Source organism: Streptomyces sp. VTCC 41912, from assembly GCF_045799175.1.
In the GTDB taxonomy this organism is placed as follows: Bacteria; Actinomycetota; Actinomycetes; order Streptomycetales; family Streptomycetaceae; genus Streptomyces; species Streptomyces albulus_C.
Genome location: NZ_JBJMAB010000016.1, coordinates 84335 through 96852 on the forward strand (window position 1 = coordinate 84335; position 12518 = coordinate 96852).

Genomic DNA, 12518 nt, shown 5'->3' on the forward strand with positions numbered 1-12518 from the left:
GGCCGTGCCGTCCATTTGCCCGCACGCCCCGGGCGTGCGCCCCCGCGGTGATCAGGGCACGAGCGCCGGTCGCTCCGCCGCCGGCGCGTCCGACGAGCCGCTGGCGGCGGCCGGCTCCACCGGCGCCGGGCTCCCCGCCCGGGCCCGCCGGGGCAGCCAGAACAGCAGGCCGAGGACGAGCACCAGCCCGCCGGCGATCCACCACAGGGCGTGCGTGGTGGCGGCGACGAAGCCCGCGCGCCCCGGGCCGTCCACCGCGCCGAAGAACGCCACCGACGACAGCGCCAGCCCCAGCGCCATGCCCACCTGACCGGTGGTGTTGAAGATGCCGGAGGCCGAACCGGAGTGCCGGACCGGGACCTCCGAGAGGACCGCGTCGGTGATCGGCGCGACGATCAGCCCCATGCCGGCCCCCATCAGGACCATCGCCGGGGCCATCTGCCAGGACTGCATACCGGTGCCGTAGTGGTCGGCCTGCCACAGGTAGAGCAGCGCCCCGCCGAGCATGATCAGCGCGCCGGCCTGGAGCACCGCGCGGCCGAACCGCGGCACCAGCTTCTGGACGGACAGCCCGGCCGCCGCCGAGCAGGCCAGCGAGAACGGCACCCCGGTCAGCCCGGCGTGCAGCGGCCCCCAGCCCAGCCCGAGCTGCATGTACAGCGTCCAGATGAGGAAGAACAGGCCGGTGACCGCCCCGAAGGTGAGCTGGACGCCGACGCCCGCCGCGAACGTCTTGATCCGGAACAGCGAGAGCTCGACCAGCGGCGAGCCGTCCTTGCGGGCCTTGAACCGCTCGTAGCGGACGAACCCGACGAGGACCAGCGGTCCGGCCGCCATGGCGACGAAGCCCCAGAGGGGCCAGCCGGCCTCGCGGCCGTGGGTGAGCGGGTAGAGCACCAGCAGCAGGCCGACGGTGAGCAGCGCGGTGCCCACCAGGTCGAGGCGGAGCGCGGTGTCCGAGCGGGACTCGGTGAGGAAGCGGCGGCCGAGCCAGATCCCGACGGCGCCGACCGGGAGGTTGATCAGGAAGATCGGCCGCCACTCCAGGCCGAAGAGGTCGCCCTGGGTGAGCAGGGCGCCGATCAGCGGGCCGCAGACCGCGCCGAGCCCGACCACCGCGCCGAACATCCCGAAGACCTTGCCGCGCTCGTGGGCCGGGAAGCTGACGTGGATGATCGCCAGCACCTGCGGCACCATCAGCGCGGCCATCGCGCCCTGCAGCACCCGCGCGGCGATCAGCATCGCCGGGTCCGCGGCGATGCCGCAGAGCGCGGAGGCCACGGTGAAGCCGCCCATGCCGAGCAGGAAGAGCTTCTTGCGGCCGTGGATGTCACCGAGCCGGCCGCCGGTGATCAGGCCGATGGCGAAGGCCAGGGCGTATCCGGCGGTGATCCACTGGAGCGCGCCGAAGCCGGCCCCGGTGTCCCGCTGGATGCTGGGCAGCGCGATGTTGACGATGGTCGCGTCGACCAGGTCCATGAAGCTCGCGGTCAGGACGACGGCGAGGGCGATCCAGCGTCTGCGGTCGGCGGGCGCGGGGACGGCGCCGGCCGGCGCGGCGGGGTGCGGATCGGACGGGGACATGCGGAACTCCTGGCGGTGCCGTGGGACGAGCGGAGGGGACGCGCCGGGACGGGCGTCCACCGCGCTGGTGCGGCGGACGCCCGTCCCGGACGTCCTCGACATTACGGCCCGCCTAGGACAGCTCCCGTCCTACTTCCTGGGCCATCATCGTCGCCATGAGTGAGACCTCGGCACGTCTGCTGAACCTGCTGTCCCTGCTCCAGACCCCCCGGGAGTGGCCCGGGCGGGAGCTGGCCGAACGGCTGCGGGTGACCACCCGGACCATCCGCCGCGACGTCGAGCGGCTGCGCGAGCTGGGCTATCCGGTGCACGCCTCGATGGGCGCGGAGGGCGGCTACCGGCTGGCCGCCGGCACCGCCATGCCGCCGCTGCTGCTGGACGACGAGGAGGCGGTGGCCATCGCGGTGGGGCTGCGCTCGACGGCCGGCCACACCATCGCGGGCATCGAGGAGGCGTCGGTCCGGGCGCTCGCCAAGCTGGAGCAGGTGCTCCCGGCGCGGCTGCGGCGGCGGGTCGGCACGCTGGGCACCGCCACCGTCCCGCTGCCGGCCGGTGACGGCCCGACCGTCGACCCGGAGCACCTGACGGTGCTGGCCGCGGCGATCGCCAACCACGAGCGGGTGCGCTTCGGCTACCGCGCCGGGGCCGGCGAGCTCACCCGGCGCCTGGTGGAGCCGCACCGCCTGGTCGCCGCGGGCCGCCGCTGGTACCTGGTGGCGTTCGACAACGACCGCGACGACTGGCGGACCTTCCGGGTGGACCGGCTGAGCGAGCCGTTCGCCACCGGCGCGCGGACCGTGCCGCGCGAGCTGCCGGCCACCGACGCCGGGGCGTACGTCCGGGAGCGGATGCGCGGGATGGCGACGACGTACCGGGCGGTGGCGACGGTGTACGGGCCGGCCGAGGAGGTGACCGCCCGGCTCGGCGGGCGGGCGGCGGGCGAGATCGCGCCGCTCGACGGGGAGAGCTGCCGCTGGCACAGCGCACCCGATTCGTTGGAGTGGCTGGCGATGCGGCTGGCGCTGCTGGGGCGGGAGTTCACGGTGCACGAACCGGTCGAGCTGATCGCGTACCTCCGGGCCCTGGGCGACCGGGTGCACCGGGCCACCGACGGCGGCGAGACGGACGCCACGGCCCGCCCCACTGGACTGGATACCCCAGGGGGGTAAAGTGTTGGCGGGGTCGTCGGAGGGTGGACGGGGGCCGACCGCCCCGGAGCCCCGCACTCCCGCGAACAGGAGGCACAGCCGTCATGACCACCGCGATCGATGGGCCCGTCGTCGAGCTGGAGATCGGCGGCATGACCTGCGCCTCGTGCGCGGCCCGCGTCGAGAAGAAGCTCAACCGGATGCCCGGGGTCACCGCCACCGTCAACTACGCCACCGAGAAGGCGCAGGTGACCCTCGCGCCGGACAGCACGCTGGCGACCGCCGACCTGATCGCCACCGTGGAGAGGACCGGCTACACGGCGGCGGTCCCCGAGCCGCCCGCACCGGAACCGTCCCCCGACGACGCCGCCGGCGCCGAGGACGGCCCGCTCGCCGCCCTCCGGCAGCGGCTGTGCGTCTCGCTGGCGCTCGCCGTCCCGGTGATCGCGATGGCGATGGTCCCGGCGCTGCAGTTCACCAACTGGCAGTGGCTGTCGCTCACCCTGGCCGCCCCCGTGGTGGTCTACGGGGCGTGGCCGTTCCACCGGGCCGCCTGGACCAACCTGCGGCACGGCGCGGCCACCATGGACACCCTGATCTCGATGGGCACCCTCGCCGCCTTCGGCTGGTCGCTGTGGGCGCTGTTCTTCGGCACGGCCGGCATGCCCGGCATGACCCACCCCTTCGAGCTGACCATCGCCCGCACCGACGGCAGCAGCGCGATCTACCTGGAGGCCGCGGCCGGCGTCACCACCTTCATCCTGGCCGGCCGGTACTTCGAGGCGCGCGCCAAGCGGAAGGCCGGCGCGGCCCTGCACGCCCTGCTGGAGCTGGGCGCCAAGGACGTCGCGGTGCTCCGGGCGGACCGCGAGGTCCGGATCCCGGTCGGCGAGCTGCGGGTGGGCGACCGGTTCGTGGTCCGCCCCGGGGAGAAGGTCGCCACCGACGGCCGGGTGGTGGAGGGCTCGTCCGCCGTGGACGCCTCGATGCTGACCGGCGAGTCCGTGCCCGTGGAGGTCGCCCCCGGCGACAGCGTCACCGGCGCCACCGTCAACGCGGGCGGCCGGCTCGTCGTCGAGGCCACCCGCATCGGCGCGGACACCCAGCTCGCCCGGATGGCCCGGCTGGTCGAGGAGGCCCAGAACGGCAAGGCGGCGGCCCAGCGGCTCGCCGACCGGATCTCCGCGGTCTTCGTCCCGGTCGTCCTCGTGCTCGCCCTGGCCACCCTCGGGGTCTGGCTCGGCACCGGCCACGGCGCGGTCGCCGCGTTCACCGCCGCGGTCGCCGTGCTGATCATCGCGTGCCCGTGCGCGCTGGGCCTGGCGACGCCGACCGCGCTGATGGTCGGCACCGGCCGCGGCGCCCAGCTCGGCATCCTGCTCAAGGGGCCGGAGGTCCTGGAGGCCACCCGCGCCGTCGACACCGTCGTCCTGGACAAGACCGGCACCGTCACCACCGGCGTGATGACCCTGACCGACGTCCACCTCGCCGACGGCGTGCCCCGCGCGCAGGCGCTGCGGCTGGCCGGTGCGCTGGAGCACTCCTCCGAGCACCCCATCGCCCGGGCCGTCGCCACCGCCGCCCTGGCGGCCGAGCCCAGCGGGGACCTGCCGGTCCCCGAGGGGTTCGCCAACGTTCCCGGGCTGGGCGTGCGCGGCGCCGTCGAGGGGCACGCGGTGCTGGTCGGCCGGGAGCGCCTGTTGGCCGACCGCGGCCAGCAGCTGCCGCCCGCGCTGGCCACCGCCAAGGACGCGGCCGAGCGGGCCGGGCACACCGCGGTCGCGGTCGGCTGGGACGGTGCGGCCCGCGCCGTGCTGGTCGTCTCCGACGCGGTCCGGCCCACCAGCGCCGAGGCGGTCCGCCGGCTGCGCGGGCTCGGGCTGACGCCGGTGCTGCTGACCGGCGACCACCGCGCGGTCGCCGAGTCGGTCGCCGCGGCGGTCGGCATCGACGAGGTGATCGCCGAGGTGCTGCCGGAGGAGAAGGTGGCCGTCGTCGAGCGTCTCCAGGCCGAGGGCCGCTCGGTCGCCGTGGTCGGCGACGGGGTCAACGACGCGGCCGCGCTGGCCCGCGCCGACCTGGGCCTGGCGATGGGCACCGGCACCGACGCCGCCATCGAGGCCGGCGACCTCACCCTGGTCCGCGGTGATCTGCGCGCCGCGGCGGACGCCATCCGGCTGGCCCGGGCCACCCTCGGCACCATCCGCACCAACCTGTTCTGGGCGTTCGGCTACAACGTCGCCGCACTGCCGCTGGCCGCCGCCGGCCTGCTCAACCCGATGATCGCCGGCGCCGCGATGGCCTTCTCCTCGGTCTTCGTGGTCGGCAACAGCCTGCGCCTGCGACGCTTCCGCGCCCTGGACTGAGCCCGTTCACGCGACCGTCACGCGTCGGAAGCCTCCAGTTCTGACGGCCGAACGTTGGCGGTTCGCACACCCGTCCGGCGCCGCCGACCGGCGAGACTGTGCGGGAACCGCCCGCTCCGCTCCACGTACCGCAGGGGACTCCATGACCGGGTCGCGCATCCTGGCCCTCGGCCACTACCAGCCCTCCCGTGTGCTGACCAACGACGACCTCGCCGGGATCGTCGACACCGACGACGCCTGGATCCGCAGTCGCGTCGGCATCCGCACCCGACACGTCGCGGCGCCGGAGGAGACGGTGGACGCGATGGCCGCCGCGGCCGCCGGCAAGGCGCTGGCCGCCGCCGGCCTGGACCCCGGCGACATCGACCTGGTGCTGGTCGCGACCTGCACCGCCACCGACCGCAGCCCCAACACCGCGGCCCGGGTCGCGGCCCGGCTGGGCCTGACCGCGCCCGCCACGATGGACCTCAACGTCGTCTGCGCCGGCTTCACCCACGCGCTGGCCACCGCCGACCACGCCATCCGGGCCGGTTCGGCGACCCGCGCCCTGGTCATCGGCGCGGAGAAGTTCACCGACGTGGTCGACTGGACCGACCGCTCGACCTGCGTCCTGGTCGGCGACGGCGCGGCCGCCGCGGTCGTCACCGCCTCCCCGGAACCGCTGATCAGCCCCGTCCTGTGGGGCTCGGTCCCGGAGATGGGCAACGCGGTCCGCATCGAGGGCGCCCCGGCCCGCTTCGCCCAGGAGGGCCAGACCGTCTACCGCTGGGCCACCACCCAGCTGCCCGCCATCGCCCGCAAGGTCTGCGACCGCGCCGGGCTGCGTCCGGACGAGCTGGCCGGCGTCGTCCTCCACCAGGCCAACCTGCGGATCATCGAGCCGGTCGCGGAACGGCTCGGCGCGGTCAACGCCGTCATCGCCCGGGACGTCGTCGACTCCGGCAACACCTCCGCCGCCTCGGTCCCGCTCGCCCTGGCCAAGCTGGTCGAACGCCGCGAGGTCCCGACCGGCGCCCCGGTGCTGCTGTTCGGCTTCGGCGGCAACCTCTCCTACGCCGGGCAGGTCGTCCGCGTCCCCTGACGGGCCGGCCGGCGGCGGTGTCCGATTCCTTCAAGACGGCGCCCGCGCGCCGCTCCTAGGCTCGCCGCCATGAACACCCCACCCGCACCCCGACTCGACGCGATCGGCCTGGTCGTGGCCGACATGGCCGCCGCCCTGGCGTTCTACCGGCGCCTGGGCCTGACCGTCCCCGACCGCTGTGACACCGCCCCGCACGCCGAGGCGCAACTGCCCGGCGGCCTCCGCCTGATGTGGGACACCCACGAGACCGCCCGCGCCCTCGACCCCGGCTGGACGCCGCTGCCGGCCGGCGCACCCACCGGCCTGGCCTTCGCCTGCGCGGACGCCGCGCACGTCGACGCGGTGTACGCGGACCTCACCGCCGCCGGGTACACGGGCGCGAAGGCCCCCTGGGACGCCGACTGGGGCCAGCGCTACGCAGTCGTGCAGGACCCCGACGGCCACGGCGTCGACCTCTTCGCCCCGCTGACCTAGCCGGACGGGACGGCCGAGCCGGTCACTCGATGTCCTGCGGATGCTCCTCCAGGTACATCACGCCGCAGGTGCGGCAGAACGGCTGCGCCTCGGCCGTCCCCCAGCGACCGGCCGATTGGGTGGCGGCGGCCGGGGCCAGCGGCTGGCCGCACATCGCGATGGTCGCGCCCACCCTGGTCATGTGCCACTTCTTGACCGGCGTGTCCTCGTGCGGCAGCACGCCCTCCGCGTACTCCGCGCGCATCTCATGCTCCATGGCAGGTGCACCTCCTACCGCCCACCATGCGCCGCCGCCCGCGACCCCACAACGCCAGCCCGCCCGGCCGGGCGGGTGTCGCGGGCGCGCCGGCCTAGAAGATCGACCAGCCGGTGAGCGTCGTGAAGTGGTCCAGCGCCGCCATGCCGGCCACGGAGTTGCCGCGGGCGTCCAGCCCCGGGCTCCACACGCACAGCGTGCACCGCCCCGGCACCACGGCCACGATGCCGCCGCCCACCCCGCTCTTCGCGGGCAGGCCCACGCGGTAGGCGAACTCCCCCGCCGCGTCGTAGGTCCCGCAGGTCAGCATCACCGCGTTGATCCGCTTGGCCTCGCGCGCCTCCAGCAGCCGGCTGCCGTCGGCCCGCAGCCCGTGCCGGGCCAGGAACCCGCCGGCCACGGCCAGGTCCCGGCACGACATCTCGATCGAGCACTGCCAGAAGTAGTGCTCGATCACGCTCGGCACGGGGTTCTCCAGGTTGCCGAACGAGGCCATGAAGTGCGCCAGCGCCGCGTTGCGGTCGCCGTGGTCGGCCTCCGAACCGGCCACCGCCTGGTCGAACGCCAGCTCCGGATTGCCGCTCTCGGTCTGGAGGAACTCCAGCATCGAGGTGCTGGCGTCACCGGTCATGGTCAGCAGCCGGTCCGTCACCACCAGCGCGCCGGCGTTGATGAAGGGATTGCGCGGAATGCCGTTCTCCCACTCCAGCTGCACCAGGGAGTTGAACGGCGTGCCGGAGGGCTCGCGCCCGACCCGCTGCCAGATGTCGTCGTCCCCGTGGGACCCGGCCATCACCAGGGCCAGCGAGAACGCCTTGGAGATCGACTGCACGGAGTACGGGATCTCCCAGTCACCGGTCCCGTACACGTCGCCGTTGATGTCCGCGACGGCGATCCCGAAGCGGTCCGGGGAGACCCGCGCCAACGCCGGAATGTAGTCGGCGACGTGCCCGCGCCCCACGAACGGCCTCGCATAGGCCGCTACCTCTTCAACAACGGCCTGGTAGTCCATACCGGACACGCTAACCCGCGCGCAGCAGCGTCCCCATCGGAGCCCCCGCGAGCGACTTCACCTCGCGCGCCAGGTGGGCCTGGTCCGCGTAGCCGGCCCGCGCCGCGACCTCGGCGTACGGGACGCCGGCGCGGGCCAGTTCCAACGCCCGCACCAACCGCAGCACCCGGCCCAACGTCTTCGGCCCGTACCCGAACACCGCCAGGCTGTGCCGGTGCAGTTGCCGCTCGCCCATCCCGACCAGGCGGGCCACCTCCGCCACCGGCCGGCCGCGCCCGAGCCCGGAGGCGATCGCCGCGGTCCGCCCGTCCCGCCCGGGCAGGACGTCCGCCGTGGCCCCGTCGGTCCACCGCCCCGCCGCCCGCAGGCGGTCCCGTGCGGCCTGCTCCAGGACCGCGCCCGGGGCGTCGGCCGCCGCCGCGCGGGCCGCCAGTTCCCGGGCCCGCCGGGCGCCCCACAGGTCCTCCAACGGCACCCGCCGGTCGCGCAGTTCGTGGGCCGGCACCCCGAAGACCGCCGGGCCCTGGCCCGGCGCGAACCGCAGCCCCACCCACCGCGTCCCGGCCGGCGCGACGCCGTCCTGGGCCTGCGGTGCGGTGTCCGGCCCGGCCACCAGCAGCCGGCCCGCGCTCCAGAGCAGGTCGGTGCAGCCGTCGGGCAGCACCGGCCCCGCCCCCGGCACCGTGGTGGTGGTCCACAGCACCGCCCCCGGCAGCCGCGACGTCCGCTCCCGGTAGGTCACCCGGACGGCCCGTCGGACGGCCGCGGCGGATGCGCCAACCGGCTCACCCCTGTCGCGTTCCTCGCCCACGTACCCCAGCCTGGCACGGGAACCCCACGGCCGTCCCCGCCGTTGATCCCTTACGAAACCGACACCGACCGGGTCCATCGGCCCGTCCGCCAGGGAGGCAGCAATGTCAGGGTTTCTCGACCGCGCCAAGGAGCAGGCCAAGCAGGGACTGGCGCAAGGCAAGCAGAAGGTCGACGAGTTGCAGCAGCAGCGGGCCGGCAACGACCTGCTGCGCAAGCTCGGCGCCGCCTACTACGCCGAGCGCCGCGGCAGCGGCACCCCCGACGCCACCCAGAGCGCCCTCACCGCCCTGGAAGCGCACATCTCCGCCCACGGCGACGGTTTCCTCCACGACTGACGCCGTGCCGTAGCCTGCACCCCCGTCCCCCTTCCCCGGCCCCCTCCGCTCCCCGTGACCAGTCCCGGCCCCGGTGCGCTCCGCCCGCGCCTGCCCTCCCCGCTCCAGCCCGTCGACGACGACCGGTTCGCCCGCCGGGGCGTCCGCCTGTTGGTCAAGCGGGACGACCTCATCCACCCCGACCTGCCGGGGTGTAAGCCGACTGGTGTTAGCGGTCATGGCCTGGGCATCTATTGCATGGACATGCCGTGACACCTTGACCGAAGGTGGATCGATGGGGACTGCGACGGATCCTGCCAAGCTGTGTGATCTGTTCCTGCGCCGCAGCACATTGCAGGACGACAAAACCACGCTCAAGGCACACGAACGTGATCTCCGGGAACGGGCGAAGCGTGAGGGTCTGACCGTCCGGAAGGTGTGGCAAGAGGAACTGTCCGCGTTCAAAGCGGGCGTCGTCCGCGAGGAGTTCGACAAGGCGATTGCCGCCGTCCTGGCTGGCGAAGTGCGGCACCTCCTCGTCTGGAAACTCGACCGACTCAGCCGTCGGGGCATGGGGCAGGTCGGGCAGGTCCTCGATCAGTTCGAGCTGAAGGGGGCTCGCCTGGTCGCCCACATGGACGGGCTGGACAGCAGCATTCCGCAGCATCGCGGGCTGTTCGCCTGGCTGGCTGAACAGGCACGCGCGGAGTCGTTCAACACGTCAACCCGCACCCGCAGTACCAAGGCTGAGAAGAAGCGCACCGGTGCCTGGCCGGGCGGTCAGCCTCCGTACGGGCTGCGTGTGCGGAAGGGACAGAAGACCGCAGAACAGCACCCCCGGGAGATCGGCACTGCGCGGCGAATCGCGGAAGCGCTGTTGCAGAACAAGTCGGCTGCGGCCATAGCTGAGATGCTCAACGCTGAAGGGATCAAGACCCGGCGCGGCCACAAGTGGCGCTCCTCCTCGATCACGCAGCTCGCCCACTCCCCCGCGTGGGCCGGACTGATGCCGGTTCACGAGCGCTACACCGATGCCACGGGACGGGTGCGCTGGCGGGCGACGGATCAGGCTCTGATGGGCCCCGACGGCAAGCCTGTGCGGGTGGGAGCGGAGGTCATCAGCTCCGGTGAGCGTGCGCGCATCCTGGCGGGCCTGCGGGCGCGTACCTCCGAAACGCTGGCCTCCGGACGGCGCGGCAAGCCTGCGGCTCAGTCGCTGCTCTCGGGCCTGATCAAGTGCGGGCGCTGCGGCGGCAACATGACCAAGGGCGGGCCTCAGTACCGCTGCTATCGGCGTGTGAACCTGGGCAAGGCTGCCTGCGCGGGCATGACCGCGCCCGTGAATGACCTTGATCGAGCGGTCTCGACGGCCTTCCTGGCGCGCGTCATCTCTTTCGAGTACGACCACGAGGTGTTCCAGACTCTGGCGCACCGCTGGCTGGCCTACCAGGACCCGGACGCGCACACCCGGCGGCAAGAGCTGACGCTGGCGGTAGACGACGCTGAGGCACGCTTGAGGGCTCTGGATGACGCGTTCTACGTACAGGGCCGGTTCAAGGGGCTGAGCGGTCAGCAGCGGTACGACGAACTGCGCGAAGCGATCGACGGTCAGATGGAAGCCGCGAAATCCGAACTGGCCGAGATCGCCACATCGATGGACGTTGCCACGTTGCAGCACGGCGACCGGCTGCACGACGCGTGGCGTTCCGCGGATCTGGAGCAAGCTCGGGCGCTGCTGAGGGTCGTACTCCACGCGGTGAGGGTTCTGCCGTCTCGGGGACAAGGGTGCACGCGCCCTGTTCACACGCTGCTGACCGACTGCTGCTTTCACTGGGTCGGCGAAAAGCCTCAGCCGCTTCAACGGGATGCGCGTCGACTGTCCGGCACGTCCTGGTGGGAGTCGGATGGGCCTCTGCCGGGGTGGGGCTTGACGGCATAGGCGCGGTGCCGGATCGGCGCACCTTGCCCACGCGGCCGGCGCCGTGAGGCTTTGGGCGGTAGCTGCCATGGGGCGAGAGAGCAGGGGGCCATACGCTGGCCCGGCGAGTCGGGCAGGCACCTGTCCTGCCCGCTGTAGTGCCCGACTGGCCCCCTGCTCTTGGAGGCTCGCCCCATGGGAGCTGCCTAAAGCCTCGCGGTGCCGTCCGCCCCAGCCACAAGCGCCCGCCCACGATGAGGCGAAGTCGAGGGAGTGCAGACGAGTCGCGCCGATGAGGGAGACGTTCGCACGACTCAAGGCCGCGGGAGGAAGCCGGGCGGCTGGCCGACCGGACGGGACCGGCCGAAGGCCGCACGCCCGGCCGAGGCGGCCGGGCCGCCCGGCGCGCCGCAGGCGCGCCCTTGAGGAAGTAAAGAAAAGTTACGCCGCATTCGGCGCCGCCCCGTCGCACACGGACCGAGAGCGACGCCGATTCGTGGTCGGAAGTGCAGAGGCGGTGGGCGGTCGGCTCAGCGGGGCTTGCGAGCTGCGCCCACGCGGGCCGAGACGGTCAGTCGGCAGGGGGCCGGTTGTACCTCAGCCTTCAGGGCTGGTACTCGTACCCGATCGTGAACCGGGGCGGCAGGCACCATTCCCCGTACTCGATGACCCCGTCGGCGTCCGACCAGCGGTGAGCGCCCGCCAGGATCGGGGAGCCCACAGGGAGCCCCAAGGCGCTCGCTTCGCGCGCGTCGGCGGGCCGGGCGTGCATGTCGTCCCTGGCGTGGGTGATCGTCCGCTTTGTGGCCTCCAGTACCTTCGCTGACAACCCGTGGTTGCGTCCCGGCGCGGTGTTCAGCAGGTCGGGTACGAGAGCGGCGAACGGCGCCGGATACCACGTAACGGCGAATACCGTCCGGGTCTTACCTCGCCCTGCCAGCCATTCCCGGCGAACGACCTGATCACCTGTGTCGAGATCGAAGATCTCGCCGATGTACAGGGGAGGGCTCACCAGCTCAGCAGCCGTGACCCGGCTTGTCTCGCCATCTGCGAGGAACGACTTCACGCGCTGAACCCTGGCCAGCCTGTCACGCGCTGAAAGCGTCCACACCGGGTCATCGGCAACGTACGTGCCACGCGGAGTTGTTCGGATGTACCCCTCGACCTGTAGTGCCTGGAGGGCGCGGGACACTGTGGCGGCGGCCACCTGCCATTGCCCCGAGATCTCTCGGTTCGTGGGCAACTTCGCCCCTGGCTCCAGATCGCCCGACAGGATCCGCTCTCGGAAGTGATCCGCGATCTTCGTGAATGTTTTCGGGCTGGCCATCTCCCCTGCTCCTCACGCAAGTTGAGTCCGGTTCCTGCTCGGCACACTAGAGCACTGGCAACCGTAGCGGGAGTGCTTCGGTCACTCAGATACTGAACTAGTTCACTCAGTCGGACGGCGAGCGAGGACGCAGTCATGACCAAACCGAGGACCTATCAGCAAACTCCCGTAGAGCTGCCGTTGGACGGCTGGCTGTTGGAGGGCGACCCTGCCACCGGCTGCAAA

At 73.0% G+C, this 12518-nt stretch carries 11 protein-coding genes and 1 pseudogene; 7 read left to right on the forward strand and 5 right to left on the reverse strand.

All coding sequences use genetic code 11. The features are described 5' to 3' along the window. Positions 1 to 51: 51 nt before the first annotated feature. Positions 52 to 1584, reverse strand: coding sequence for an MFS transporter (locus ACJ6WD_RS22535; protein WP_376439891.1), 1533 nt, complete (start codon positions 1582 to 1584; stop codon positions 52 to 54). A 155-nt stretch (positions 1585 to 1739) separates the two neighbouring features. Between ACJ6WD_RS22535 and ACJ6WD_RS22540 the strand changes: the two genes are divergently transcribed. The 4 genes from ACJ6WD_RS22540 (at position 1740) to ACJ6WD_RS22555 (ending at position 6653) form a co-directional block, all read left to right on the forward strand. Next, complete coding sequence (locus tag ACJ6WD_RS22540; protein WP_407616399.1) at positions 1740 to 2753, forward strand: helix-turn-helix transcriptional regulator; 1014 nt, start codon at positions 1740 to 1742, stop codon at positions 2751 to 2753. Positions 2754 to 2836: 83 nt separating this feature from the next. Then, complete coding sequence (locus tag ACJ6WD_RS22545; RefSeq protein WP_407616400.1) at positions 2837 to 5098, forward strand: heavy metal translocating P-type ATPase; 2262 nt, start codon at positions 2837 to 2839, stop codon at positions 5096 to 5098. A 142-nt stretch (positions 5099 to 5240) separates the two neighbouring features. After that, positions 5241 to 6179, forward strand: coding sequence for a beta-ketoacyl-ACP synthase III (locus ACJ6WD_RS22550; RefSeq protein WP_016570898.1), 939 nt, complete (start codon positions 5241 to 5243; stop codon positions 6177 to 6179). Between the two features lie 69 nt (positions 6180 to 6248). Further along, the gene (locus tag ACJ6WD_RS22555) at positions 6249 to 6653 is read left to right on the forward strand and encodes a VOC family protein (RefSeq protein ID WP_233656824.1); all 405 of its coding nucleotides are present in this window, start codon (positions 6249 to 6251) and stop codon (positions 6651 to 6653) included. 22 nt (positions 6654 to 6675) lie between these two features. On the opposite strand, the gene ACJ6WD_RS22560 is transcribed toward ACJ6WD_RS22555, so the two are convergent. The 3 genes from ACJ6WD_RS22560 to ACJ6WD_RS22570 form a co-directional block, all read right to left on the reverse strand. Further along, on the reverse strand, positions 6676 to 6909 hold the full coding sequence (locus ACJ6WD_RS22560; protein WP_016570900.1) for a hypothetical protein: 234 nt from the start codon (positions 6907 to 6909) through the stop codon (positions 6676 to 6678). 94 nt (positions 6910 to 7003) lie between these two features. Then, the gene (locus ACJ6WD_RS22565; protein WP_233656825.1) at positions 7004 to 7921 is read right to left on the reverse strand and encodes a glutaminase; all 918 of its coding nucleotides are present in this window, start codon (positions 7919 to 7921) and stop codon (positions 7004 to 7006) included. A 10-nt stretch (positions 7922 to 7931) separates the two neighbouring features. Next, positions 7932 to 8732 (reverse strand): helix-turn-helix domain-containing protein, encoded by an 801-nt coding sequence (locus ACJ6WD_RS22570; protein ID WP_233656826.1) that lies wholly within the window; start codon positions 8730 to 8732, stop codon positions 7932 to 7934. Positions 8733 to 8835: 103 nt separating this feature from the next. Here ACJ6WD_RS22570 and ACJ6WD_RS22575 point away from each other — a divergent pair, with 103 nt between their 5' ends. The 3 genes and pseudogenes from ACJ6WD_RS22575 (at position 8836) to ACJ6WD_RS22585 (ending at position 10987) form a co-directional block, all read left to right on the forward strand. After that, a complete protein-coding gene (locus tag ACJ6WD_RS22575) occupies positions 8836 to 9069 on the forward strand; it encodes a hypothetical protein (protein ID WP_016570903.1) in 234 nt (77 codons plus the stop codon). Positions 9070 to 9123: 54 nt separating this feature from the next. Further along, positions 9124 to 9267, forward strand: a pseudogene (locus ACJ6WD_RS22580) (1-aminocyclopropane-1-carboxylate deaminase); the annotation flags it as partial. 76 nt (positions 9268 to 9343) lie between these two features. Next, positions 9344 to 10987, forward strand: a complete 1644-nt coding sequence (locus ACJ6WD_RS22585) for a recombinase family protein (RefSeq protein WP_407616401.1) — start codon at positions 9344 to 9346, stop codon at positions 10985 to 10987. Positions 10988 to 11570: 583 nt separating this feature from the next. Here the strand turns inward: ACJ6WD_RS22585 and ACJ6WD_RS22590 are convergent. Then, a complete protein-coding gene (locus ACJ6WD_RS22590) occupies positions 11571 to 12293 on the reverse strand; it encodes a GntR family transcriptional regulator (RefSeq protein WP_407616402.1) in 723 nt (240 codons plus the stop codon). Between the last annotated feature and the right edge of the window lie 225 nt (positions 12294 to 12518).

What these genes read in the sequence shown, in the direction of transcription:
- ACJ6WD_RS22535 (WP_376439891.1), bottom strand. Translation starts at nt 1,584, where the DNA reads ATGTCCCCGTCCGATCCGCACCCCGCCGCGCCGGCCGGCGCCGTCCCC.
- ACJ6WD_RS22540 (WP_407616399.1), top strand. Translation starts at nt 1,740, where the DNA reads ATGAGTGAGACCTCGGCACGTCTGCTGAACCTGCTGTCCCTGCTCCAG.
- ACJ6WD_RS22545 (WP_407616400.1), top strand. Translation starts at nt 2,837, where the DNA reads ATGACCACCGCGATCGATGGGCCCGTCGTCGAGCTGGAGATCGGCGGC.
- ACJ6WD_RS22550 (WP_016570898.1), top strand. Translation starts at nt 5,241, where the DNA reads ATGACCGGGTCGCGCATCCTGGCCCTCGGCCACTACCAGCCCTCCCGT.
- ACJ6WD_RS22555 (WP_233656824.1), top strand. Translation starts at nt 6,249, where the DNA reads ATGAACACCCCACCCGCACCCCGACTCGACGCGATCGGCCTGGTCGTG.
- ACJ6WD_RS22560 (WP_016570900.1), bottom strand. Translation starts at nt 6,909, where the DNA reads ATGGAGCATGAGATGCGCGCGGAGTACGCGGAGGGCGTGCTGCCGCAC.
- ACJ6WD_RS22565 (WP_233656825.1), bottom strand. Translation starts at nt 7,921, where the DNA reads ATGGACTACCAGGCCGTTGTTGAAGAGGTAGCGGCCTATGCGAGGCCG.
- ACJ6WD_RS22575 (WP_016570903.1), top strand. Translation starts at nt 8,836, where the DNA reads ATGTCAGGGTTTCTCGACCGCGCCAAGGAGCAGGCCAAGCAGGGACTG.
- ACJ6WD_RS22585 (WP_407616401.1), top strand. Translation starts at nt 9,344, where the DNA reads ATGGGGACTGCGACGGATCCTGCCAAGCTGTGTGATCTGTTCCTGCGC.
- ACJ6WD_RS22590 (WP_407616402.1), bottom strand. Translation starts at nt 12,293, where the DNA reads ATGGCCAGCCCGAAAACATTCACGAAGATCGCGGATCACTTCCGAGAG.